The 25,616-nt window shown below is 66.8% G+C and carries 17 protein-coding genes and 2 tRNA genes; 13 read left to right on the top strand and 6 right to left on the bottom strand.

The features are described from left to right. Window positions 1-7 precede the first annotated feature (7 nt). A tRNA-Leu gene (locus BLV15_RS00970) sits at window positions 8-94 on the bottom strand. Between the two features lie 113 nt (window positions 95-207). Then, window positions 208-294: transfer RNA gene (locus BLV15_RS00965), tRNA-Leu, on the bottom strand. Window positions 295-503: 209 nt separating this feature from the next. Here BLV15_RS00965 and rnr point away from each other — a divergent pair. The 9 genes from rnr (at window position 504) to alr (ending at window position 11,138) form a co-directional block, all read left to right on the top strand. Beyond that, window positions 504-3,107, top strand: coding sequence for a ribonuclease R (gene rnr, locus BLV15_RS00960; protein ID WP_090223829.1), 2,604 nt, complete (start codon window positions 504-506; stop codon window positions 3,105-3,107). Then, window positions 3,104-3,856 carry a 23S rRNA (guanosine(2251)-2'-O)-methyltransferase RlmB gene (rlmB, locus tag BLV15_RS00955; protein WP_090223827.1) on the top strand — a complete coding sequence of 251 codons (753 nt, stop codon included), beginning with the start codon at window positions 3,104-3,106 and terminating at the stop codon, window positions 3,854-3,856. Before rnr ends, rlmB begins: the two co-directional genes overlap by 4 nt. Before the next feature lie 126 nt (window positions 3,857-3,982). Further along, complete coding sequence (locus BLV15_RS00950; protein ID WP_090223825.1) at window positions 3,983-6,127, top strand: ATP-binding protein; 2,145 nt, start codon at window positions 3,983-3,985, stop codon at window positions 6,125-6,127. Between the two features lie 192 nt (window positions 6,128-6,319). Beyond that, complete coding sequence (rpsF, locus tag BLV15_RS00945) at window positions 6,320-6,727, top strand: 30S ribosomal protein S6 (protein WP_090223824.1); 408 nt, start codon at window positions 6,320-6,322, stop codon at window positions 6,725-6,727. A gap of 28 nt (window positions 6,728-6,755) precedes the next feature. Continuing rightward, on the top strand, window positions 6,756-6,986 hold the full coding sequence (gene rpsR / locus BLV15_RS00940; RefSeq protein WP_016495030.1) for a 30S ribosomal protein S18: 231 nt from the start codon (window positions 6,756-6,758) through the stop codon (window positions 6,984-6,986). Window positions 6,987-7,025: 39 nt separating this feature from the next. Further along, a complete protein-coding gene (locus BLV15_RS00935) occupies window positions 7,026-7,919 on the top strand; it encodes a hypothetical protein (protein ID WP_090223822.1) in 894 nt (297 codons plus the stop codon). 22 nt (window positions 7,920-7,941) lie between these two features. After that, window positions 7,942-8,388, top strand: a complete 447-nt coding sequence (rplI, locus tag BLV15_RS00930) for a 50S ribosomal protein L9 (RefSeq protein WP_090223821.1) — start codon at window positions 7,942-7,944, stop codon at window positions 8,386-8,388. 182 nt (window positions 8,389-8,570) lie between these two features. Further along, entirely contained in the window at window positions 8,571-9,965 is a 1,395-nt protein-coding gene (gene dnaB / locus BLV15_RS00925; RefSeq protein ID WP_090223819.1) for a replicative DNA helicase, read from the top strand. A 96-nt stretch (window positions 9,966-10,061) separates the two neighbouring features. Further along, window positions 10,062-11,138, top strand: a complete 1,077-nt coding sequence (gene alr, locus BLV15_RS00920; RefSeq protein WP_090223817.1) for an alanine racemase — start codon at window positions 10,062-10,064, stop codon at window positions 11,136-11,138. Here alr and BLV15_RS00915 read toward each other — a convergent pair. Then, the gene (locus BLV15_RS00915; protein WP_090223815.1) at window positions 11,135-13,000 is read right to left on the bottom strand and encodes a diguanylate cyclase; all 1,866 of its coding nucleotides are present in this window, start codon (window positions 12,998-13,000) and stop codon (window positions 11,135-11,137) included. The genes alr and BLV15_RS00915 overlap by 4 nt on opposite strands. 187 nt (window positions 13,001-13,187) lie before the next feature. Between BLV15_RS00915 and BLV15_RS00910 the strand changes: the two genes are divergently transcribed. From BLV15_RS00910 to BLV15_RS00895, 4 genes are all read left to right on the top strand, one after another. Continuing rightward, window positions 13,188-15,509, top strand: a complete 2,322-nt coding sequence (locus tag BLV15_RS00910; protein WP_090223814.1) for a YgiQ family radical SAM protein — start codon at window positions 13,188-13,190, stop codon at window positions 15,507-15,509. A 323-nt stretch (window positions 15,510-15,832) separates the two neighbouring features. After that, a complete protein-coding gene (locus tag BLV15_RS00905; protein ID WP_090223812.1) occupies window positions 15,833-19,135 on the top strand; it encodes a transglutaminase family protein in 3,303 nt (1,100 codons plus the stop codon). Window positions 19,136-19,219: 84 nt separating this feature from the next. After that, window positions 19,220-21,706, top strand: coding sequence for a circularly permuted type 2 ATP-grasp protein (locus BLV15_RS00900; RefSeq protein WP_090223811.1), 2,487 nt, complete (start codon window positions 19,220-19,222; stop codon window positions 21,704-21,706). Then, window positions 21,703-22,620, top strand: a complete 918-nt coding sequence (locus BLV15_RS00895) for a transglutaminase family protein (RefSeq protein ID WP_090223809.1) — start codon at window positions 21,703-21,705, stop codon at window positions 22,618-22,620. The genes BLV15_RS00900 and BLV15_RS00895 overlap by 4 nt, the downstream gene beginning before the upstream one ends. 17 nt (window positions 22,621-22,637) lie before the next feature. Here BLV15_RS00895 and BLV15_RS00890 read toward each other — a convergent pair whose 3' ends face one another. The 3 genes from BLV15_RS00890 to BLV15_RS00880 form a co-directional block, all read right to left on the bottom strand. Further along, entirely contained in the window at window positions 22,638-23,954 is a 1,317-nt protein-coding gene (locus tag BLV15_RS00890; protein WP_090223807.1) for a PQQ-dependent sugar dehydrogenase, read from the bottom strand. A gap of 14 nt (window positions 23,955-23,968) precedes the next feature. Then, the gene (locus BLV15_RS00885) at window positions 23,969-24,478 is read right to left on the bottom strand and encodes an MgtC/SapB family protein (RefSeq protein WP_090223806.1); all 510 of its coding nucleotides are present in this window, start codon (window positions 24,476-24,478) and stop codon (window positions 23,969-23,971) included. 98 nt (window positions 24,479-24,576) lie between these two features. Further along, a complete protein-coding gene (locus tag BLV15_RS00880) occupies window positions 24,577-25,602 on the bottom strand; it encodes a DUF5924 family protein (RefSeq protein ID WP_090223804.1) in 1,026 nt (341 codons plus the stop codon). Window positions 25,603-25,616: the final 14 nt, after the last annotated feature.

Below are 25,616 nucleotides of genomic sequence, written 5' to 3'. Positions count from 1 at the left end.
TGAAGAGTGGTGCCCAGGAGAAGACTCGAACTTCCACGATGTTGCCATCGCTAGGACCTGAACCTAGTGCGTCTACCAATTCCGCCACCTGGGCACATTGCGACGATCGCTCGCCGGCTTTTTGGCAACTTTCGTCGGCGAACCGACCGGATATTGCCTTCCGCTTAAACGACAAACCGAGCCTCGCGGCTCGGTTTATCTGAAGAGTGGTGCCCAGGAGAAGACTCGAACTTCCACGGTGTTGCCACCGCTAGGACCTGAACCTAGTGCGTCTACCAATTCCGCCACCTGGGCACTGGATGCGATGATTACTCATCGGCTTCCGTGTTACAACGTCTGTGCGACGTTGTGGGCGCGAAATATACGGACGATGTTTTCCCTTGTAAACCCCTGACGGCGAAAAAAATAATTGTCCGCCCAAAGCTGCGCGCCGGGTGGAATTCGCGCTTCAATAGGCATATGACCGAGACAACAGAATCAACAGACAAGGTGACCTTTCCCTGATGGCCGACTGGCAATCCCTCGATCCCGAGGCCGCCCGCGAGGCGGAAAAATACGAAAACCCCATTCCAAGCCGTGAGCTGATCCTCAAGCGCCTCGACGAGCGTGGCGCTCCCGCCAGCCGCGAGCAGCTGGTCGAGGAGTTCGGGCTGACCACCGACGATCAACTCGAAGCCCTGCGTCGCCGCTTGCGCGCGATGGAGCGCGATGGGCAGCTTATCTATACGCGCCGGGGGACCTATGCCCCGGTGGACAAGCTCGACCTGATCTGCGGCCGCGTCAGCGGGCACCGCGACGGCTTCGGCTTCCTGGTTCCCGACGATGGCAGTGACGACCTGTTCCTCAGTCCGGCGCAGATGCGCCTGGTGTTCGACGGCGATCGCGCCCTGGCACGCGTCTCCGGGCTGGATCGGCGTGGTCGCCGCGAAGGTGCGATCGTCGAGGTGATCTCCCGCGGTCACGAGCGGATCGTCGGGCGTTACTACGAAGAGAGCGGCATCGGCTTCGTGATTCCGGATAACCCGAAGATCCAGCAGGAAGTGCTGATCAGTCCCGGGCGCACCTCCGGCGCGAAGATCGGCCAGTTCGTCGAGGTGGAAATCACCCACTGGCCGACGCCGCGCTTCCAGCCGCAGGGCGATATCGTCGAAGTGGTAGGCAACTACATGGCGCCGGGCATGGAGATCGACGTGGCGCTGCGCAGCTACGACATTCCCCATGTGTGGCCGGCAGCCGTCGAGAAGGAAGCTGCGCGGCTGAAGCCGGAAGTGGAGGAGAAGGACAAGGAGAAGCGCGTCGACCTGCGCCACCTGCCCTTCGTCACCATCGACGGCGAGGACGCACGCGATTTCGATGACGCAGTGTACTGCGAGAAGAACGGCAGCAACTGGCGGCTGTTCTCCGGTGGCTGGAAGCTCTACGTGGCGATCGCCGACGTGTCGCACTACGTCAAGGTCGGCTCGGCGCTGGATGAGGAGGCGACCAATCGCGGCAACTCGGTGTACTTCCCCGAGCGCGTGGTGCCGATGCTTCCGGAGGCGCTGTCCAACGGCCTCTGCTCGCTGAATCCGCATGTCGACCGCCTGGCGCTGGTGTGCGAGATGACCATCTCCAAGACCGGCAAGCTGACCGACTACCAGTTCTGCGAGGCGGTTATCCACTCCCATGCACGGCTGACCTACAACAAGGTCAGCGCCATGCTCGAGCAGCCCAAGAGCAGCGAGGGCAAGGCCCTGCGCAGCGAGTACAGCGAAGTGCTGCCGCACCTCAAGCAGCTGTATTCGCTCTACCAGGTTCTTCTCGAGGCCCGTCACAGTCGCGGCGCTATCGATTTCGAAACCCAGGAGACGCGGATCATCTTCGGCTCCGGGCGGAAGATCGCCGAAATCCGTCCGACCCAGCGTAACGATGCGCACAAGCTGATCGAGGAATGCATGCTGGCGGCCAACGTCGCCACCGCCGAGTTCCTCAAGAAGCACGAGATCCCGGCCCTCTATCGGGTGCACGACGGCCCGCCGCCGGAGCGCCTGGAGAAGCTTCGTGCATTCCTCGGCGAGCTGGGGTTGACCCTGCATCGCGGCAAGGAAGGCCCGTCGCCGAAGGATTACCAGGCGCTGCTGCAGACGATCCAGGATCGCCCGGACTTCCACCTGATCCAGACCGTGATGCTGCGATCGTTGAGCCAGGCGGTGTACAGCGCCGACAACCACGGACACTTCGGCCTGAATTACGAGGCCTACACACACTTCACCTCGCCGATCCGTCGCTATCCGGACCTGCTCACCCACCGCGCGATCCGCAGCGTGATCCGCTCCAAGCGCGATACGCCGCACGTCAAGCGCGTCGGCGCGGCCGTGATGCCGAAGGCACGCATCTATCCCTACGACGAGCCGGCGCTGGAGCAGCTTGGCGAGCAGTGCTCGCTGACCGAGCGGCGCGCCGACGAGGCGACCCGCGACGTGGTGAACTGGCTCAAGTGCGAGTTCATGAAGGATCGCGTCGGCGAGAGCTTCGCCGGGGTGATCACCGCGGTGACCGGTTTCGGCATCTTCGTCGAGCTGAAGGATATCTACGTCGAAGGCCTGGTACACGTGACCGCGCTGCCCGGCGATTACTACCACTTCGATGCCGTGCACCATCGGCTGGCCGGTGAGAAGACCGGGCGCAGCTTCCGCCTCGGCGACAGCGTCGAGGTGCGGGTGATGCGTGTCGACCTGGACGAGCGCAAGATCGATTTCGAGCTGGCCGAGAAGCAGCTGGAAAAGCCGATCGGACGCAAGAACCGCACGGGCGAGAAGCCTTCCACTGGCGGTGGACGCGGCAAGTCGGGTGACGCGACGAAGTCGTCTTCGGCTTCCGGTACGTCCGCGCCGCGACGCAGCTCGAAGGGCGCCGACGCGGCCGGGGGCGACGACGCCTTTGGCAACACAGACGTGAACAAGAGTCGCGCCCTCAAGCAGGCACTGCTCTCCGAGGCCAAGAGTGGCAAGTCGGGCAAGTCGGCCGGCTCCGGCGGCCAGGCAGCAGGCAAGTCCACGCGTCATCGCAAGGGGCCGCCCAAGGCCGCGGCGGGAGACGCGCCGCGCAAGCGTAAGGCCAAGTCATGAGCGAGCTGGAAAAAGTCTACGGCGTGCACGCCGTAGAGGCCCTGCTGCGCCACCATCCCAAGCGGGTCAAGCAGCTCTGGTTGGCCGAGGGGCGCCAGGACCCGCGCGTGCAGACACTGGTCGAGCTGGCCAGGCAGGCGCGCGTAAGCACCGGGACCCGTGATCGTCGCGAACTGGACGAGTGGGCCGAGGGCGTGCACCAGGGCGTCGTCGCCGAGGTCAGCCCCAGCCAGGTCTGGGGTGAGAACATGCTCGAGGAGTTGCTCGAGCGCGCCGAAGGCCCGCCGCTGTTGCTGGTACTGGACGGCGTCACCGATCCGCACAACCTGGGTGCCTGTCTGCGTACCGCGGATGCCGCCGGAGTGCTGGCGGTGATCGTGCCCAAGGACAAGTCCGCGACGCTCAACGCCACGGTGCGCAAGGTGGCCTGCGGCGCCGCCGAGGTGATCCCGCTGGTGGCGGTGACCAACCTCGCGCGCACGCTGGAGAAGTTGCAGCAGCGCGGCCTGTGGATCGTCGGTACTGCCGGCGAGGCGGATCAAGACATCTATGCGCTCGACATGAGTGGCCCGACGGTGCTGATCATGGGGGCGGAAGGCAAGGGCATGCGTCGCCTGACGCGCGAGCACTGCGACTACCTGGCGCGCCTGCCGATGTCCGGCAGTGTCAGCAGCCTCAATGTGTCGGTGGCGACCGGCGTCTGCCTGTTCGAGGCCGTACGCCAGCGCCGCAGCAAACTCCCGGGCTGAGCCCCAAGAACGTTCTGCCCCGTCGCGTCGTGCCCGGCGGGCAGCCTCCCGAGGCGCCGAACCTTTCCCTGCGAACGACATTCGAAGCGTGGGTGAGGGAGCCCAGAGGCCTATCGGAGGTCAGTAATGCAGTGTCCTGATTTCGAAAGCCTGTTCAGGCTTTCGCCCAATGCCTACCTGTTGTTGAGCCCCGAGCTGATCATCCTCGATGCCAGCCATGCCTACCTGCGGACCACCGGGCGCAGTCGCGCCGAATTGCTGGGAAAGCGTATCGACGAGGCGTTCCCGCCCGACCCACTGCAGCCGGACAGCACCGCCGTCGCCGATCTGATGGCTTCGTTCCAGCGCGTCCTAAGCCGCAAGGCGCTCGATACCCTGCCGCTGATCCGCTACGCCATCGCGCGCGAGGGCGCCAAGGGCGTGGTTTTCGAGGACAGGTTCTGGAGCGCGACCCACACGCCGATCCTCGACGCCGCCGGCGACGTGCAGATGATTCTGCAGCACACCGTCGACGTCACCGACCTGCAGGCGATGAAGCTCGCGTTGCGCGAGTCCGCCGGTGCCCAGCCGCAGGCACAGCGCGAAGAAGGCGTACTGTCGCGCGCGCGGGCGATGCAGGCCGAGGGCTACCAATTGCGGCAGCTGTTCGAGCAGGCGCCGGGATTCATCTGCTTTCTGCGCGGCGAGCAACACGTCTTCGAGCTGACCAATCCGGCCTACGAGCGGCTGGTCGGCGAGCGCGCACTGATGGGTCGACCGCTGCGCGAGGCGCTTCCCGAGCTGCATGAACAGGGGTTCTTCGAGCTACTCGATCACGTCTACCAGAGCGGTCAGGCGTACGTTGGCAAGAAGAGCCGCGTGCAGCTGCAGCGCCAGCCTGGCGTGCTGGACGAGTTGTACGTCGACTTCATCCTGCAGCCGATCACCGAGTCGGACGGCACGGTGTCCGGGATTTTCGTCCAGGGCAGCGACGTCAGCGAACAGAAGCGTAGCGAGGACGAGCTGGCCGGCTATCGCCAGCACCTCGAGGAGCTGGTGGCGGCGCGTACCGCCGAGCTGGAGAAGAGCGAAGCCGAGCGCCGGCAGACCGAAGAGGAACTGCTGCAGGTGCGCAAGCTGGAGGCCATAGGCCAGCTCACCGGCGGTATCGCCCATGACTTCAATAACGTGCTGCAGGTCATCGGCGGCAACCTGCAACTGCTGCGCCGCTCGCTTGGGGACGACGCCACCAGCCTGCGCCGCCTCGAATCGGCGGTCGCCGGCGTGGAGAAGGGCGCGCGCCTGGCCTCGCAACTGTTGGCGTTCGCCCGTCGCCAACCCTTGATGCCCAAGACGCTGGATGTGGGCGACCTGTTGCAGCGCATGAACGAGCTGCTGCAGCGCTCGCTGGGCGAGGGCACGTCCATCCAGCTCGAAATCGACGACGGGCTCTGGTCGACGTTCGCCGACGTCGGGAATCTCGAGGCGGTGCTGCTCAATCTGGTGATCAACGCGCGCGATGCGATGCAGGGCAACGGCGGCGTCCTGCGCCTGCAGGTGCGCAACGTCACGCTCGATCAGCAGTATGCGGACAGCCATGGCGACGTGCTCAGTGGCGACTACGTGCAGCTCAGCGTGGTCGACGAAGGCTGCGGCATGAGCCCCGAGGTGCTGGAGCGCGCCTTCGAGCCGTTCTTCACCACCAAGGGCGGGCGCGGTGGCAGCGGGCTCGGCCTGAGCATGGCCTACGGTTTCGTCAAGCAGAGCGGCGGGCACATCACCCTGGCCAGCGAAGAGGACGGCGGCACCGCCGTGGTCATCTATTTGCCGCGTTTCCTTGAGGAAGGCAAGGCCGATGACGCGAGCCTGAACGACGAGTCGACGACGGTGCAGCCTGCCGCGCCCGCCGAGGAGGCGCCGCAAGCCGAGGCGGCCCCGGTGTCCGGCCTGAGCATCCTTTTCGTCGAGGACGATTTCACCCTGCGCATGCTCACCGGCGAGGTGATCGAGGAACTGGGCCATCGCGTGCGTGCCTGCGAGTCCGCCGAAGAGGCGCTGCAGGTTCTGCAGGGCGAGCGCTTCGACGTGTTGCTCACCGACATCGGGCTGGGCGGGATGTCCGGGCTGGAGCTGCTGCGCGCGGTTGCCCCGAACCATCCGCAGCTCAAGCTGGTGATCGCTTCCGGCTATCCGGTGGATGCGCGCGAGGAAGGCGTGCCGGCGGCGCAGGTCCTGCTCAAGCCCTACGACCTGCAGCAGGTGCGCGAGCTGCTGGCCTCGCTGGTGGGCTAGTCGACCAGGCAAGGCAGGCTGGTTAAATATTCGCCAGTTCGCCTTGCGCGGCCCATCACCCTTCACTAGAATGGCGCCCCTTGCCGAGTGGGCAGGCGTTCGCGCGCCTCCTTCCGGGCAAGGCCAAAACGAGAAATTTCACTCCTTGCCTGACCGGTTCTCCCGGCAGGCTACAACCCGTAAGGAGCATTCATGCGTCATTACGAAATCATCTTCCTGGTCCACCCGGATCAGAGCGAGCAGGTCGGCGGCATGGTCGAGCGCTATACCAAGCTCATCGAAGAAGACGGCGGCAAGATCCATCGTCTGGAAGATTGGGGCCGTCGTCAGCTGGCTTATGCCATCAACAACGTGCACAAAGCGCACTACATCATGCTCAACGTAGAGTGCAGCGGCAAAGTCCTGTCCGAACTGGAAGACAACTTCCGTTACAACGATGCCGTGATCCGTAACCTGGTCATCCGTCGCGACGAAGCCGTTACCGGCCAGTCCGAGATGCTCAAGGCCGAAGAGAACCGCAGCGAGCGCCGTGAGCGCCGCGATCGCGTTGAAAGCCCTGACGGCGCCGATGGCGACGACAGCGACAACGCTGACGAGTAATCACCGGATCTATTGAGGAGCCACTTTCATGGCACGTTTCTTCCGTCGTCGTAAATTCTGCCGTTTCACCGCTGAAGGCGTTAAAGAGATCGATTTCAAGGATCTCAACACCCTGAAAGCCTACGTTTCTGAAACCGGCAAGATCGTTCCTAGCCGTATCACCGGCACCAAGGCCAAGTATCAGCGTCAGCTGGCAACCGCTATCAAACGCGCTCGCTACCTGGCCCTGCTGCCCTACACCGACAGCCACGGCCGTTGAGACGGGCAGTCGACGCAAGCAAGGGATAGATGAGTAGGCATGCGCGCATTCGCTGATTTCGTCATGCGCGGCCGCATGCAGGCCACCCTGGTGGTGGTTGGGGCCGCGGCGTTGCCGCTGTTGTTCTGGCTGAGTGCGGCCGCGGGCAGTCTGGTACTGCTGCGGCGCGGGTTGAGCGATGCCGTGGGCATCGTCGCCTGGGCACTGTTGCCGGCGCTGGTCTGGTGGTACTTCGGCGAGCCGCGCACCCTGATGGTGTTGCTCGGTTCGCTGGGGCTGGCACTGGTGCTGCGTGGCGCTGTTTCATGGACGCGTGTGTTGCTGGCCAGCGTGCCGCTGGGCTTGGTCTACGGCCTGGTTCTGGGTGCGGTTTTCGGCGAGCCGATCGCGGCCATGGCGGGTGAGCTGCAGAAGCTCATGCCGCAGGTGCTCGATGGCGTCTACCAGCAGATGTCGGCAGACGAGCGAGTTCGCCTGGAGAGCCTGTTGGCGCCAGTGCTGACCGGACTGATGGCTGCGTTGTTGCAGACCCTCAGCCTGCTCAGCCTGATGCTCGGGCGCTACTGGCAGGCGGCGCTGTACAACCCGGGCGGTTTCGGTAGCGAGTTTCGCGCGCTGAGGCTGCCGGTGCCGGTCACGCTGATGCTGATCGCCGGCATGCTGCTGGGCCCCAATCTGGGGCCGCAGATGGCCATGCTGACGCCGTTGTGCAGTGTGCCGCTGGCGTTCGCCGGCATCGGCCTGATGCACGGCCTGGTGGCCGGTGGCGCGTTGAGCCGGTTCTGGCTGGTTGGCCTGTACATAACGCTGCTGGTGTTCATGCAGCTGATCTATCCGTTGCTGGTGGTCCTGGCCATCGTCGACAGCTTGTTTGATTTTCGCGGACGCACGGGGCGCAAGAGCGGTCCGGATTCCGCGGACGGTGAAGGTTAAAAGTTCAAGAGGTAAGACCCAAATGGAAATCATCCTGCTGGAAAAAATCGCCAACCTGGGCAACCTGGGCGACAAGGTGAACGTCAAGGCCGGTTACGGTCGCAACTACCTGCTGCCGCAAGGCAAGGCCACTGCTGCCACCGCCGCCAACGTCGCTGCGTTCGAAGAGCGCCGCGCCGAGCTGGAAAAAGCTGCTGCCGACCGTAAGGCTTCCGCCGAAACGCGTGCTGCTCAGCTGGCCGAGCTGGAAGTCACCATCACCGCGACCGCGGGCGATGAGGGCAAACTGTTCGGTTCCATCGGTACCCACGACATCGCCGATGCACTGACCGCCTCCGGCGTCGAAGTGGCGAAGAGCGAAGTCCGTCTGCCGAACGGCACCATCCGTCAGATCGGTGAATACGACGTGGCCGTGCACCTGCACAGCGACGTCGAAGCCACCGTCAAACTGATCGTGGTGGCCGCCTAAGTCGGGCGACCGCAGGCCCTGCATTCAGCGGGTCTGCTGACAATCGGGCACGACATTGCGCAAGCGATGCCGTGCCCGTTGTTTTTCAGGCGGCGTTAACGCCGTATCCTGTCCGAAATTTTTGCGTGATCATCGATCGCGCCGCTAAATCCATCGCTCGTCTCGAATCGCCGCCGACTCCTATGAACGACATCAGCATCCCGCAGCAATACGACCTGGAAACCGCCGCACTCAAGGTGCCGCCCCATTCCATCGAGGCCGAACAGGCCGTGCTTGGCGGTCTGATGCTAGACAACAATGCGTGGGAGCGCGTGCTCGATCAGGTCTCCGATGGCGACTTCTACCGGCATGACCACCGGCTGATCTTCCGGGCGATCTTCAAGCTGGCGGAGCGCAACTCGCCGTTCGACGTGGTGACCCTTTCCGAGCAGCTGGACAAGGAAGGCCAGCTCAGCCAGGTCGGCGGCCTGGCCTATCTTGGCGAGTTGGCGAAGAACACGCCGTCGGTGGCCAACATCAAGGCCTACGCGCAGATCATTCGCGAACGCGCCACGCTGCGTCAGCTGATCGGCATCAGCTCCGAAATCGCCGACAGCGCCTACGCCCCCCAGGGACGCACGGGCGAGGAGATTCTCGACGAGGCCGAGCGGCTGATCTTCCAGATCGCCGAGGCGCGGCCGAAGACCGGCGGGCCGGTCGGGATCAACGACATCCTGGTCAAGGCCATCGATCGCATCGACTCGCTGTTCAACAACGGCGACGCGATCACCGGCCTGTCCACCGGCTTCAACGATCTGGATGCACAGACCAGCGGCCTGCAGCCGGCCGACCTGATCATCGTTGCCGGCCGTCCGTCGATGGGCAAGACCACCTTCGCGATGAACCTGGTGGAAAACGCGCTGATGCGCAGCGACAAGGCGATCCTGGTGTTCTCCCTGGAGATGCCTTCCGAGTCCATCGTGATTCGTATGCTGGCTTCCCTCGGCCGCATCGACCAGACCAAGGTGCGTGCAGGCCGGCTGGATGACGACGACTGGCCGCGCTTGACCTCGGCGGTCAACCTGCTCAACGACCGCAAGCTGTTCATCGACGACACCGCCGGCATCAGCCCGTCGGAGATGCGCGCGCGCAGCCGGCGCCTGGCGCGCGAGCATGGCGAGATCGGCCTGATCATGGTCGACTACCTGCAGCTCATGCAGATTCCCGGTTCCAGCGGCGACAGCCGGGTCAACGAGATATCCGAAATCTCGCGCTCGCTGAAGGCCCTGGCCAAGGAATTCAACTGCCCGGTGGTCGCCCTGTCGCAGCTCAACCGTGGCCTGGAGCAACGCCCGAACAAGCGCCCGATCAACTCCGACCTGCGTGAATCCGGCGCCATCGAGCAGGATGCCGACATCATCATGTTCGTCTACCGGGACGAGGTGTATCACCCGGAAACCGAGTTCAAGGGCGTCGCCGAAATCATCATCGGCAAGCAGCGTAACGGTCCGATCGGCACCACGCGGCTGGCCTTCCTCGGTAAGTACTCGCGCTTCGAGAACCTCGCGCCGGGCAGCTACCAGTTCGACGACGAGTAAGTTCGCGTCCGTCGCGGCGGCCATCGCCGCCGATCAATGAAAACCTGCGCCGTGGCGCTACCATGGCGCTCCCGTTTTCCTTCCAGGATATCCAGCATGCGTCCGCTGTTCGCCCAGATCGACCTGGCCGCCGTTCGCCACAACCACGCCTTCGCCAAGCGCTGCGCGCCCGGTCGCCAGGTGTTCGCGGTGGTCAAGGCGAATGCCTACGGACACGGCGTGCGTGAGGTGGTCACCGCGCTGCACGACGAGGCCGACGGTTTCGCCGTGGCCAGCCTGGAGGAAGGCGCCGAGGTCCGCGCGATGCACGACGGCGCGCGCATCCTGTTGCTCGAGGGCTGCTTCGAGGCGGGCGAGTACGCCGTTGCCGCACGGCTGCGCATCGACGTGGTGGTGCAGGGCGTCGAGCAGGCCGAGGCGCTGCTCGCCAGTCGCCTGCCGGCGCCGCTCAACGTCTGGCTGAAGCTGGATTCGGGCATGCACCGCCTGGGTTTCGACGCCGATGCGCTGCGCGCCTGGCATCCGCGCCTGGCCCAGGCCGATCAGGTCGCCGAACTCAACCTGATGAGCCACTTCGCCTGTTCCGACGAGCGCAACCATCCGCTCACCGAGGCGCAGCTGGAGCAGTTCCTCGGGCTGCTCGACCTGGATTTCGCCCAGCGCAGTCTGGCCAACTCGGCGGCCGTGATGACCCTGCCGGCCGCGCACATGGACTGGATTCGCCCCGGGATCATGCTCTACGGCGCCACGCCGTTCGCCGAGCTTTCCGCCGCCGAGCTGGGGCTCAAGCCAGCGATGAGCCTGAATGCGCAGCTGATCGCGGTGCGCGACGTGGCGGCCGGTGAAAGTGTCGGCTACGGCGCTGGCTGGGTGGCTGCGCGGCCCTCGCGCATCGGCACGGTGAGCTGCGGATACGCCGATGGCTATCCGCGCAACGCACCGGCCGGCACGCCGGCGATCATCCGCGGCCAGCGCGCGCCGCTGGCGGGACGCGTGTGCATGGACCTGCTGATGGTCGACCTGACGGACCTGCCGGAGGCCGGCGTCGGCGATGCCGTCGAACTGTGGGGCGCGCAATTGCCGGTGGACGAGATCGCGCTGGCCTGCGGCACGGTCGGCTACGAGCTGCTGACCAAGGTCACCGCCCGCGTGCCGCGCCGCTACCGTTCCTAGGCTCCGGCGTCCGCCGGGCCGGCCGGCCACTCCTCGCCGCCACTGACGGCCGCCGCCGAGCGGCCACCGCGTTTGACTTCGTAGAGCGCCGAGTCGGCCGCCTGGTAAAGGCTGGCGAAGTGGGTGGCGTGGCGCGGATAGAACGCCACGCCGATGCTCACCGTCACCCACAGGTGATAGCTGGCGTAGGCCACCGGCTGCGAGAGCTTCTTCAGCAGGCGGTCGGCGATCATCTTCGCGTGGCTTTCCGCATCCGGTCCGCAGATCAGCACGGCGAATTCGTCGCCGCCCAGCCGCGCCACGCTGTCGAGGCCGCGCACGCTCTCGCGAAGACGGGCGGCGATGGTGCGCAGCATCATGTCGCCGGCGTCGTGGCCGTGGCGGTCGTTGATCGGCTTGAAGTGATCGAGGTCGATCAGCATCAAGGCGAAGCTTTCGCCGCGACGGATGGCGTTGGCCATGGCGTTGTCAACCCGCTCGATCAGATGGCGGCGATTCGGCAGCTCGGTGAGCGGATCGTGGAAGGCCGCCAGCTCCAGTTCCTGCTCGCGTTGCGAGAGGCGCTGGTTGCTCGCCGCCAGTTCCGCGGTGCGCTGCTTCACCGCCCGCTGCAGCTCGGCGGCGCTGGCCTGGATCTGCGCCAGGCGCGCGGTCTTCTCGCGGTCGGCCTGCTCCAGGGCGAGCGCCTTGTCCTGCTTGAGCATCTGGATGCGGTAAGCCAGGGCGAAGGAAAACAGGATCGATTCGGCCGCCACCGCCAGGGGGAACACGTAGGCGTTCCACGCCGAGGGCTGCACCACGCCGGTGGCGCGTAGTAGCAACAGGCCGACGCTGGCGAGGATCACGCCGTAGCCGCACAGGTAGAGGTACGCCGGGAAGTAGCCCTGGCGGCCGCGCACCAGCGCTGACCAGAGCGCGCCGGGGATGCTGGTCAGCGCCAGCACGACGAACAGCCAGGCGCCGAAGCCGCGCCAGCCGAGGCCGTCGAGGATCACGGCGATCACGTAGAGCGCGCAGGACAGATCCAGCAGACGATGGGCCCAGCGCACGTGCTGGCGGGTCTGCAGCAGGTTCTGGGTGAAGCGGCAGGCGCCGAAGCCCCAGAGCGCCGGAATGCTGATGCGATCCAGCCAGAAGGGCACCGGCGAATCCGGCCAGAGGTACTGGAAGCCGTGCCCGCTCATGCCGAGGATCATCAGCAGCGCGCCGGCGGTGGTCGTCACGTACCAGAAATAGGCGGCGTCGCGCAGGCTGAGGAAGATGAACAGGTTGTACAGCAGCAGCGCCAGGATGATTCCGTAGATCACCCCGAGGTAGAGGTTTTCCTGGGCGGCGAACTGGTCGAGGTCGCCCAGTTGCCAGATTTTCAGGGGGAAGGAGTTGCCGGCCGGGTCGAAGCTGCGCAGGTAGAACGTCAGCGGCTGCTCGCCCAGCGCCGGCAGGGCGAACAGCATGCGCCGGTAGGGATGGTCGCGGCCTTCGGCGAAGCTGACCCGTTCGCCGGACTGGCGCGTGTGCCAGCCGCCGTCCTCGCCCGGCAGGTACAGCCGCAGGTCGAGCAGCGTCACCGAGCCGACCTCCAGCCACCACTGCGCCGGGGCATCGGCACCGCGCTGCAGGCTGACCTTGATCCACCAGGGATTGCGGCTCTGGCCGACGCTGGCCTTGCCGTCGGCGGGCTGGAAGCGCGCCTGCACGGCCGGGTCGGCGAGGTCGGCGATACTCAATCGGCCGCCGACATCTTCGAGCAGTTCGATCTGCCCGTTGAGCGTTCGTCCACTGTCATCCTGATTGATCAGTACCGGTGCCGCCTGCACCGCGCCCAGCGCGAACAGTACGGCGAGGAAGATCATTGCACGCATCCAAGCGCTCCCTGGTGGATTGGACGTCTGGTGCGTCCCTGTCGGCTGAATATAAGCACAGCCCATCGTCCGATGGCAGGCGTCCGGTCGGGAAAGACCCGGTCGGGAAAGACCCTGCTGCACGGTCGGACTTGTTCATTTTTTGTGCTATATTCCGCGGCCGTGAAATTCAGCCGGTCCCCTGACGATGCAAGCCGCCAAGCCGTTGTTCGACTATCCCAAGTACTGGGCCGAGTGTTTCGGCCCCGCGCCCTTCCTGCCGATGAGTCGCCAGGAAATGGATCAGCTCGGCTGGGACAGTTGCGACATCATCATCGTCACCGGCGATGCCTATGTCGATCACCCGTCCTTCGGCATGGCCATCATCGGACGCCTGCTGGAGTCGCAAGGCTTCCGCGTCGGCATCATCGCGCAGCCGGACTGGCAGTCGAAAGACGATTTCATGAAGCTCGGCGAGCCGAACCTGTTCTTCGGCGTCGCCGCCGGCAACATGGATTCGATGATCAACCGCTACACCGCCGACAAGAAAATCCGCTCCGACGACGCCTACACGCCGGGCGGCCTGGCCGGCAAGCGCCCGGACCGCGCCAGCCTGGTCTACAGCCAGCGCTGCAAGGAGGCCTACAAGCACGTACCGATCGTGCTCGGCGGTATCGAGGCCTCGCTGCGTCGCATCGCGCATTACGACTACTGGCAGGACCGGGTTCGTCATTCGATCCTGATCGATGCCTGCGCCGATATCCTGCTCTACGGCAACGCCGAGCGCGCGGTGGTGGAGATCGCCCAGCGCCTGTCGTTCGGGCAGAAGATCGAGGACATCACCGACATCCGCGGCACCGCCTTCGTCCGCCGCGACACGCCCGCCGGCTGGTACGAGATCGATTCCACGCGCATCGACCGTCCGGGCAAGATCGACAAGATCATCAACCCGTACGTCAACACCCAGGATACCGCCGCCTGCGCCATCGAGCAGGAGAAAGGTGCGGCCGGCTTAGGTGCGGCCGGCTCAGGGCGGCTCGAGGACCCCAACGAAGCCAAGGTCGTGCAGTTGCTGCCGAGCCCGAAGCTGACCCGCGACAAGACCGTGATCCGCCTGCCGTCCTTCGAGAAGGTGCGCAGCGACGCCGTGCTCTACGCCCACGCCAACCGCGTGCTGCATCTGGAAACCAACCCGGGCAACGCCCGTGCGCTGGTGCAGAAGCATGGTGAGGTCGACGTCTGGTTCAACCCGCCGCCCATTCCGATGAGCACCGAGGAAATGGACTACGTGTTCGGCATGCCCTACCAGCGCGTGCCGCACCCTGCGTATGGCAAGGAGAAGATCCCGGCCTACGAGATGATCCGTTTCTCGGTGAACATCATGCGGGGCTGCTTCGGCGGCTGCACCTTCTGCTCGATCACCGAGCACGAAGGCCGGATCATCCAGAACCGTTCCGAGGAGTCGATCATTCGCGAGATCGAGGAGATCCGCGACAAGGTGCCGGGCTTCACCGGGGTGATTTCCGACCTCGGCGGACCGACCGCGAACATGTACCGCATCGCCTGCAAGAGCCCGGAGATCGAATCCGCGTGCCGCAAGCCGTCCTGCGTGTTCCCCGGCATCTGCCCGAACCTGAACACCGACCATTCCTCGCTGATCCAGCTGTACCGCAGCGCCCGCGCGTTGCCCGGCGTGAAGAAGATCCTCATCGCTTCCGGCCTGCGTTACGACCTGGCGGTCGAGTCGCCGGAGTACGTCAAGGAGCTGGTCACCCACCACGTCGGTGGCTACCTGAAGATCGCCCCGGAGCACACCGAGGAAGGTCCGCTCAATCAGATGATGAAGCCGGGCATCGGCAGCTACGACCGCTTCAAGCGCATGTTCGAGAAGTACTCCAAGGAGGCGGGCAAGGAGCAGTACCTGATCCCGTACTTCATCGCGGCGCACCCGGGCACTACCGACGAAGACATGATGAACCTGGCCCTGTGGCTCAAGGGCAACGGCTTCCGTGCCGACCAGGTGCAGGCGTTCTATCCATCGCCGATGGCATCGGCCACCGCGATGTACCACTCGGGCAAGAACCCGCTGCGCAAGGTGACCTACAAGAGCGAGGGGGTCACCATCGTCAAGAGCGAGGAGCAGCGCCGCCTGCACAAGGCCTTCCTGCGCTATCACGACCCGAAGGGCTGGCCGATGCTGCGTGAAGCGCTGACGCGCATGGGCCGCGCCGATCTGATCGGGCCGGGCAAGCATCAGTTGATTCCCCTGCACCAGCCGGCGACCGACGGCTACCAGAGTGCGCGGCGCAAGAACTCGACGCCGGCCGGTAGCCACAAGGTCGCCAAGGAACAGAAGATCCTCACCCAGCATACCGGCCTGCCGCCGCGCGGCAGCGACGGCAGCAAGCCGTGGGACAAGCGCGAGGAGGCCAAGGCGGCCGCCCAGGCGCGGCGTCAGGCGGATCGCGCCAGCGGTGCGCCACCCCGGGGCAAGGGCAAGAAGCCGGCGCGCCCGGTGGCACCGCGCTGACGGGTGTTGCGTCCCGGTGAGCGCCGCGTGGCGCTTGTTCCGGGATCTACCTCTTGGTGAATCCTTCCAGCAGCGGTCCTCGGTGTATCCCCCGCTTTACCGAGACGTCCCGGGCCTGTTTTCCTTGCAGCAACCGCCTCCGCCGCCGGGTCAGCTTGCCGCAGGGCGGTCGATGCCCCATCCTTGACCGTGTCGCGCATGCGCCGGCGGCCCGTGCTCCCTCATGGTGCCGGCGGGCGTAGACCGCTCCCTGCACGGGCCCGATTGGCTGGCATGGGTCTTGCGCGTCGCAAGTCATCGCCCAGGCCCGCAGGAGGCTCGTCGTGTCGATCCATGTCGCTTTGCACCACGTAACCCACTATCGCTACGACCGCCTGGTCGAGCTCGGCGCCCAGATCGTGCGTTTGCGCCCGGCGCCCCACAGCCGTACACGCATTCTCTCCTACTCGCTCAAAGTCCTGCCGGAAACCCATTTCATCAACTGGCAGCAGGACCCTCAGGGCAACTACCTGGCACGCCTGGTGTTCCCCGAGAAAACCCGCGAATTCAAGGTCGAGGTCGACCTGGTCGCCGAGATGGCGGTGTTCAACCCCTTCGATTTCTTCCTCGAGCCCTACGCCGAGAAGATTCCCTTCGCGTACACCGGCGAGGAGAAACGCGAGCTGGCGCCCTACCTGGTGCAACTGCCGCTGACGCCGAAGTTCGAGGCCTACCTCGCCGGCATCGACCGCACCGCGACGCCCAGCGTGGACTTCCTCGTCGCGCTCAACCAGCGCCTGTCGAAGGACATCCGCTACCTGATCCGCATGGAGCCCGGCGTGCAGACGCCCGAGGAAACCCTGGTCAGCGCCGCCGGTTCCTGCCGCGACTCGGCCTGGCTGCTGGTGCAGCTGTTGCGTCACCTGGGCCTCGCCGCGCGCTTCGTCTCGGGTTATCTGATCCAGCTCACCGCCGACGTCAAATCCCTCGACGGCCCGAGCGGCACCGATGTCGACTTCACCGACCTGCACGCCTGGTGCGAGGTCTACCTGCCGGGCGCCGGCTGGATCGGCCTGGACGCCACCAGCGGCCTGTTCGCCGGCGAAGGCCACATCCCGCTGGCCTGCAGCCCCGAGCCATCGTCCGCGGCGCCGATCAGCGGCGCGGTGGAGAAGTCCGAGGTCGAGTTCAGCCACGACATGCGCATCGAGCGCATCTGGGAAGCGCCGCGCGTCACCAAGCCCTACAGCGACGAGCAGTGGACGGCCATCGACCGCCTCGGGCGGAAGATCGACGTCGACCTCAAGCGCGACGACGTGCGCCTGACCATGGGCGGCGAGCCGACCTTCGTCGCTCTCGATTACCCCGACGATGCCGAATGGAACACCGCCGCGCTCGGCCCGAACAAGCGCCGGCTGGCGGCCGAACTGTTCCATCGCCTGCGCGAGCACTACGCGCCGGACGCGCTGGTGCACTTCGGCCAGGGCAAGTGGTATCCGGGCGAGCAACTGCCGCGCTGGTCGCTGAACTGCTTCTGGCGCCGCGACGGCGAGCCGATCTGGCAGGACCCGGCGCTCTACGCCGATGAAACCCGCTACTACGGCGCCGATGCGCGCCTTGCCGCGCGTTTTCTCTCCACCCTGGCCGGGCACCTGGGGTTGTCCGGCGAGCACGCGTTCCCGGCCTTCGAGGATTGGCTCTACTACCTCTGGCGCGAGCGCAAGCTGCCGCTCAACGTCACCCCGGAAGACTCGCGCCTGGCGGATGCCCAGGAGCGCGAACGCCTGCGCAAGGTGTTCTGCCGCGGTGTCGGCGAAGTCGTCGGCCACGTCCTGCCGCTGGCGCGCAGCGAGAAAGGCGAGGAGTGGATTACCGGCTCCTGGTTCCTGCGCGACGAACACTGCCGGCTGATTCCCGGCGACTCGGCTATGGGCTATCGCCTGCCGCTGGATTCGCAGCCCTGGGTGCGCGAGGCCGACTACCCCTTCGTGCGTCCGCGCGATCCCAACCAGTTCTTCGCCGAGCTGCCGCCGCGCCTGGAAATCCAGGGCCGGGTGAAGACGCCGCTGTTCCCGCAGAAAGCCGCCAAGGCCGAGGACCCGACGCCGCCGCCGAAGCTCAACGAGTCCGCCCACCAGATCGTCCGCACCGCGCTGTGCGCCGAGCCGCGTGACGGCCGCCTGTACCTGTTCATGCCGCCGCTGGAGCGTCTCGAGGATTACCTCGAACTGGTCGCGGCGATCGAGACCACCGCCCGCGAGCTGCGTTGCCCGATCCTCATGGAAGGCTACGAGCCGCCCAGCGATCCGCGCCTGACCAACTTCCGCGTCACCCCCGATCCGGGCGTGATCGAGGTGAACATCCAGCCGTCGGCGAACTGGGAAGAGCTGGCCGAACGCACCGAGTTCCTCTACGAAGCGGCACGGCAGACGCGCCTGACCAGCGAGAAATTCATGGTCGACGGTCGCCACACCGGCACCGGCGGTGGCAACCACTTCGTCCTCGGCGGCGCGACCCCGGCGGATTCGCCGTTTCTCCGGCGCCCGGACCTGCTGCGCAGCCTGATCAGCTACTGGCACAACCACCCGTCGCTGTCGTACCTGTTCTCCGGGCTGTTCATCGGCCCGACGTCGCAGGCGCCGCGCGTTGACGAGGCGCGCAACGACTCGCTGTACGAGCTGGAAATCGCCTTCGCGCAGATGCCCGAGCCGGGCGCGGAATGCCCGCCGTGGCTGGTCGACCGCCTGCTGCGCAACCTGCTGGTGGATGTCACCGGCAACACCCACCGCTCCGAATTCTGCATCGACAAGCTGTACTCGCCGGACGGCGCCACCGGGCGCCTCGGCCTGCTCGAACTGCGCGCCTTCGAGATGCCGCCGCATGCGCGCATGAGCCTGACCCAGCAGTTGCTGCTGCGTGCGCTGGTGGCGCGGTTCTGGAACGAACCCTATGCGCCCCTGCGCCTGGCGCGCTGGGGCACCGAGCTGCACGACCGTTTCCTGCTGCCGCATTTCGTCGAGCAGGATTTCGCCGACGTGATCGCCGAGCTCAACCAGGCCGGCTACCCGCTGCGCAGCGAATGGTTCGCCGCGCACTTCGAGTTCCGCTTCCCGCGCTACGGCGACTACGTGGTGCAGGGCATCGACCTGGAGCTGCGCCAGGCGCTCGAACCCTGGCACGTGCTGGGCGAAGAGGGCGCAGTGGGCGGCACGGTGCGCTACGTGGATTCGTCACTGGAGCGCATGCAGGTCAAGCTCAGCGGCCTGCCGCCGGACCGCTACATCCTCACCTGCAACGGCGCCAGCGTGCCGTTGCGCGCCACCGGCAAGGTCGGCGAGTTCGTCGGCGGCGTGCGCTATCGCGCCTGGCAGCCGGCGAACAGCCTGCAGCCGAACATCCCGGTGCACGCGCCGCTGGTTTTCGACCTCTTCGATACCTGGATGCAGCGCTCGCTGGGCGGTTGCCAGTATCATGTCGCCCATCCTGGCGGGCGCAATTACGAGACCCTGCCGGTCAATTCCAATGAAGCCGAGAGCCGGCGCCTGGCGCGTTTCTTCCGCTTCGGCCACACCCCAGGCAAGCTGGCGCCGCCGCGCCCGGTTGTCTCGGACGAGTTGCCGATGACCCTGGACCTGCGCCGCGTGTGAACCAGAGCCGCGCCGCGCAGGTTCAGCCTGCGGGATTCGAGCGCGGCCATGATCGGCCCTGATTAACTGTCTATCGAGCCACTGATGCCCGACTTGCTTGCCGATTGCCCGCCCACCCCGCGGGCCTATCACGAAATGCTCGATGCGAGCGGCCGGGTTCGCCCGCACTGGGACAAGCTCTACCAGCACCTCGAGCGCAGCAGCCCGGCGCAGCTGGAACAGCGCCAGGCACTGCTCGATCGGCAGATTCTCGAGAACGGCGTCACCTACAACGTCTATGCCGACCCCAAGGGCACCGATCGGCCCTGGGCGCTGGACCTGCTGCCGAACCTGATCAGCGCCGAGGAGTGGCAGGGCATCGCCGCCGGCGTCGCCCAGCGCGCGCGCCTGCTCGACAGCGTGCTCGCCGACATCTACGGCCCCCAGCAACTGCTCGCCGACGGCCTGCTGCCGACCGAGTTGGTGTTCGGCCACAACAACTTCCTGTGGCCGTGCCAGGGCATCCGTCCGCCGGGCGGCACCTACCTGCACAGCTATGCCGTGGACCTGCGCCGCGCGCCGGACGGGCGCTGGTGGGTGATCGCCGACCGCACGCAGACGCCCTCCGGCGCCGGCTACGCGCTGGAGAACCGGCAGATCATCTCGCGCACCTTCCCGGACCTGTTCCGCGAACTGCGCGTGCAGCACCTGAGCAGCTACTTTCGTACCCTGCGTGAAACGCTGGTCCAGCAGGCGCCGCGCGAGGACAACGAAACGCCGATGGTGGTGCTGCTGACCCCGGGCCGTTTCAACGAAACCTATTTCGAGCACCTCTACCTGGCGCGCCACCTGGGCTTTCCGCTGGTGGAGGGCAGCGACCTGACGGTGCGCAACGCCACCCTGTACCTGAAGACCCTGGGCGGCCTGCAGCGCGTGCACGCCGTGTTGCGGCGCCTGGACGACGACTTCTGCGACCCGCTGGAACTGCGGACCGACTCCGCGCTCGGCGTGCCCGGCCTGCTCGAAGCGGTGCGCCAGGGCCGCGTGCTGGTGGCCAACGCACTGGGCAGCGGTGTGCTGGAGTCGCCCGGGCTGCTCGGCTTCCTGCCGAAGATCCAGGAGAAGCTGTTCGGCGAGGAACTGCTGCTACCGTCCATCGCCACTTGGTGGTGCGGCGAGGCGCCGGTGCTGGAGCAGGCGCTGGAGAAACTCGCCGACCTGCTGGTGATGCCGGCCTTCCCCTCGCAGAGCTTCGTCCCGCAGTTCGGTCACGACCTCGACGCCGCCGGGCTGGCCAACCTGACCCGGCGCATCCGCGCGCGGCCCTACGCCTACGTGGCGCAGGAGGTCGCACAGCTGTCGCAGGCGCCGGTCTGGCAGGACGAGCATATGCAGTCGCGGGCGATCGGCATGCGCGTCTACGCGGTCGCCAGCGCCGACGGCTACCGGGTGATGCCGGGCGGGCTGACCCGCGTTTCCGCCGAATCCGGCGCCCAGGTGGTGGCCATGCAGAGCGGCGGTGGCAGCAAGGATACCTGGGTGCTGGCCGGCCACGCCGCGCTGGGCGAGGCGCCACGCCCGCGTCCGCTGGGCGTGCACGACGTGGTCCGCCGCGACCCGCACCTGCCCTCGCGGATCGTCGAGAACCTGTTCTGGTTCGGCCGTTACGCCGAGCGCTGCGACGACCTGACCCGCCTGCTGCGCGTGGTGCTGTCGCGCTATGTCGGTGACGACGACGAGCCCATGGCGCTGGCGACCGCGCTGCAACTGGCGGAGGACCTCGGCGTGCTGCCGGACGAGGAGGAGGGCACGCTGGAAGAACGGCTGTTCGTCGCCCTGCTCGGCGAGGACTGGATCTACAGCCTGCGCGCCAACCTGCAGCGGCTGAACTGGACCGCGTCACAGGTGCGCGGGCGGCTGTCGCGGGAGAACTGGCTGGCGCTGATGGAAATCCAGCGCGAGGCGCAGACCCTGGAGCGCGAGGAGGCCGATCTCGGCGAGCTGCTGGACTTCCTCAACCGCCTGCTGATGTCGCTGTCGGCGCTGTCCGGCTTCGCCCTCGACGACATGACCCGCGACGACGGCTGGCGTTTCCTGATGATCGGCCGGCGCATCGAACGCCTGCAGTTCCTCGCCGAAGCCATCGCCGGGTTCCTCGACGGCGAGGCCGTGCAGGACCAGGCGGCGCTGGAGTGGCTCCTCGAGCTGGGCAACAGCACCATCACCTACCGCTCGCGCTACCAGGCCGCGCCGCAGCTGATCCCGGTGCTCGACCTGCTGCTGCTGGACGAGCAGAACCCGCACGCCGCGCTGTTCCAGCTGCTCGAACTGGAGAAGGCGCTGGACCACCTCGGCGAGCAGTTCGGCAGCCAGAACGAGCTGACCCTGGCGCTGCTCACCGACCGACTGCGCCTGGTCGACCTCGGCACCCTGGAAAACGCGCTGTTCGGTGAGGCCGGCAAGCGCGCCGTGCTCAACGGCCTGAGCCAGTTGCTGCGCGCGGTCGGCGAGGCCGCCGGACAGCTTTCGGATCGCCTGGCGTTGCGCTTCTTCGCCCACGTCGACGCCAGCCAGCAGACGGTGTCCTCATGAGTGCGCGCTACCAGGTCATCCACGACACCCATTACCAATACGCCACCGCGGTGTCGCTGGCCAAACAGCTGGCGCACCTGTGGCCGCGCGACTGCGCCTGGCAGCGCTGCATCGTCCGCGAACTGAACGTCGAGCCGGCGCCGACGCAGCGCCGCGACGAGCTGGACATCTTCGGCAACCCGCTGACCCGCCTGGCCTTCGAGCGGCCCCACGAGGCGCTGCGCGTCGAGGCGCGCCTGGACGTGGAGATTCTCGCCCGGCCGCTGCTCGATCCCCTGCAGTCGCCGCCCTGGGAGGACGCCAGCGCCGCGCTCTCCTACAGCGGCGCGCCGCTGTCGGCCGAGGTGCTGGAAGCCAGCCGCTTCCGCTTCGAGTCGCCGGCGGTTCGCCTCAAGTATTCCTTCGTCGATTACGCCGAGGACTGTTTCACCCCGGGCCGCCCGCTGCTGCAGGGCGTCCAGGCGCTGATGCAGAAGATCTTCCGCGAGTTCACCTTCGATGCCACCGCCACCCAGGTGGCGACGCCGCTGCTTGAGGTGCTGGAGAAGCGCCGCGGGGTCTGCCAGGACTTCGCCCACCTGATGATCGCCTGCCTGCGCTCGCGCGGCCTGGCGGCGCGCTATGTCAGCGGTTACCTGCTGACCCAGCCGCCGCCCGGCCAGCCACGGCTGATCGGCGCCGATGCCTCGCATGCCTGGGTGTCGGTGTACTGCCCGCGACAGGGCTGGGTGGATTTCGACCCGACCAACAACGTGCAACCGGGCCTGGAGCACATCACCCTGGCCTGGGGGCGCGACTTCTCCGACGTGTCGCCGCTGCGCGGGGTGATCCTCGGTGGCGGCAGCCACGACCCCGACGTGCAGGTCACCGTCACCCCGGCCGGCGAGGTGGCCGTGGCTCCCGAGCGCGAGTAGCGCCCGGGAGCGTCGCCTCACTGCGGCGTCTGTGGCGTCACCCGCCACACCGTATCGCCGACGTCGTCGGCCACCAGCAGCGCGCCCCGCTTGTCCGTCGCCACGCCCACCGGGCGGCCGAGGGCTTCGCCGTCGTCACTGAGGAATCCGCTCAGCACGTCTTCCGGTGGGCCGGCCGGGCGACCGTTGGCGAAGGGCACGTAGACCACCTTGTAGCCACTGCGTGGCTCGCGGTTCCAGGAGCCGTGCTGGCCGACGAAGGCGCCACCGCTGTAGCGCTTGAGCAGGTCGCCCTGATAGAAGGTCAGGCCCAGCGAGGCGGTGTGGGCGCCCAGCGCGTAGTCGGGAACGATGGCCTTGGCCACCAGGTCGGGGCGCGGGGGCTGGACACGGCTGTCCACGTGCTGGCCGTAGTAGCTGTAGGGCCAGCCGTAGAAACCGCCGCTCTTCACCGAGGTCATGTAGTCGGGCACCAGGTCGCTGCCGATCTCGTCGCGCTCGTTCACCGCCACCCACAGCTCGCCGCTTTCCGGCTGCCAGGCCAGGCCGTTCGGGTTGCGCAGCCCGGCGGCGAACAGCCGCGAGGTGCCGCGGACCGGGTCGACCTCGAGGATGCCGGCGCGGTCGCGCTCGGCGTCGATGCCGTTCTCGGCGACGTTGCTGTTGGAGCCGACGCTGACGTAGAGCAGCGAACCATCGCGGCTGGCGACCAGGTCCTTGGTCCAGTGGTGGTTGATGCTGCCGGCCGGCAGGTCGACGATCTTTTTCCCCGGCTCGTCGATGCGCAGCGCGCCCTCGCGGTAGGGGAAGCTCAGCACGGCGTCGGTATTGGCGACGTACAGGGTGTTGCCCACCAGCGCCATGCCGAACGGCGAATTGAGGCCCTCGATGTAGGCGCTTTTGACTTCGGCGACGCCGTCGCCGTCGGCATCGCGCAGCAGGGTGATGCGGTTGGCGCTGCCCAGCCCAGAGCCGGCGCGCTGCATGGCCTTCTTGGTCAGCCAGGCCTTCACGCCGCTGCCGTCGTCCGGTTTCGGCGGCGCGTCGGTTTCCGCGACCAGGATGTCGCCGTTGGGCAGCACCAGCAGCGTGCGCGGGTGCTCCAGGCCCTGGGCGAACGCCTGCACCTGCAGGCCCTGGGCGGCGACCGGCGTCTGGCCCTCGGCCCAGCCACGCGCCTTGGCGATGTTCACCGTCGGCAGGAGGCTGGAAGCGGGCTCGGGCAGCCGGGGCTGCGGGCCGTAGCTGTCGGCGATCGGCAGCGTGGCCTTCTCGCAGCCGACCAGCGCGACGCAGAGGGCAAGGGTGAGCGGCAGGGTGGGTAGGCGGTTCATCGCATCTCCGGGGTTCAGGGGAGTCGTTCTCGTGGGTGGGTCTCGTCGTCCGAGTCGTTCGGTGAAACCTTGGGAATGACGAAGAAGATGACCAGGGCGAGCAGGGTGCTGAGCACCGCCGTGGCTTCGCGGCCCATACCCACGGCGATGCCGATGGCGGCGGTCAGCCAGATGCCGGCTGCGGTGGTCAGGCCGTGCACTTCGTGGACGCTGTTGCCCTTGATGATGGTGCCCGCGCCGAGGAAGCCGACGCCCGCGGCGATGCCCTGGATGACCCGACTCAGGGCATCCTGCTCGGCCCCGGACATGTGCGGGGCGAGCACGAACAGCGCGGCGCCGAGCGACACCAGCATGTGCGTGCGCACGCCGGCGGCCTTGCCCTTGGCGGCGCGCTCATAGCCCAGCGCACCGCCGAGCAGGGCGGCGAGGCCCAGGCGCAGCACCAGGCGCGTGGTTTCGGCAAGGTCCGGCAGGTCGGAAAACTCTTCGGCGACCGTCGCGCTGATGATCTGCCACCACTCCATGCACCGCTCCCGCCGTCATGCGCCCGTTCGCGCCTCGGCAGTTTTGACCTCGCCGCGCTGCGAGGGTTTTATCCGCGCATCGAACGCGCGGGCAGGGCCTAGGGCGTGACCTCGAAGCGCAGCACGCCGATCATCTGCCCGGCCTCGGTGACGACCTGCACCTGCCAGTCGCCGACCACGTCGTCGGGGAAGTTCTGCTTGTGCGTCCACGAGCGGTAGCCTTCCTTGCCGCCGCCGTGGATGTCGAGGGCGATGCGGTCGACGATCTGTCCGTCGTGCTGCCAGACGTGATAGATGCGCTCCTTCAGTCCGCGCGGCGCGTTGATCCGGGTGAAGGCGTAGAGACCCTGGCTCTTGAGTTGCGCGGCGCTGATGCTTTCCACGCTGACGCCGGGCTTGCGGGAAAGGTCGTCGAACTGCTCGGTGACCGCCACTTCGCCCAGCCAGAGGGTCGACGGCGGCACCCACAGCCGCGCTTGCCAGCCCACCGCGCCGAGCACCAGCATCAGCGCCAGCGAGATCAGCCAACGCCGCCAGCCGGCCAGCTTGAGGCTGCCGATCAGGCTCGGGAACGACAGCACCGCGGCCACCCCGAGCGACCAGACGTAGGCCTGCGGCGTGCTCAGGTGAAGGATGATCGGCAGCGCGGTGAGCAGCACGGCGAACAGCGTCAGGCTGTGGAACGACATGAATACCCAGCGCCGCGCGGCCAGCCCCTTGTAGTACAGCGGGTCGGTGATCGAGGCCAGCGCCGCGGCGCCGAGCAGGCCGGTGAACAGCGCCTGGCCGCTGTTCCAGGTCGTGGTGATGAAGAAGAACGGCAGGACGAAGAACAGGCTCTCCTGGTGGATCATCTGCGTCGCATAGCGCAGCAGCGGCGGCGGCAGGTCGAAGCCGAACCAGCGCGCGGTGCAGCGGCGCAGCGTGCTTTCGAGCACCAGCCAGAGCCAGCTGACCAGCATGGTCACGGCGATCAGCTTGGCCAGGCTGGCTTGTCGGTCGACCAGCAGGAAGCTGGCCAGGCCGGAGACGAAGCCGAACACCGCGATTGCACGCGGGTAGCGTCGCAACAGTTCGGTGACCAGGCCGACCAGGCGCGCGATTCGGTTTTTCCAGACGGACATGCGGTTCTCGGAGC

The sequence above is a fragment of the Pseudomonas kuykendallii genome, assembly GCF_900106975.1.
In the GTDB taxonomy this organism is placed as follows: domain Bacteria; phylum Pseudomonadota; class Gammaproteobacteria; order Pseudomonadales; family Pseudomonadaceae; genus Pseudomonas_O; species Pseudomonas_O kuykendallii.
Note: the sequence above shows the minus strand (reverse complement) of the source record. Positions and strands in the feature narration are given on the sequence as shown.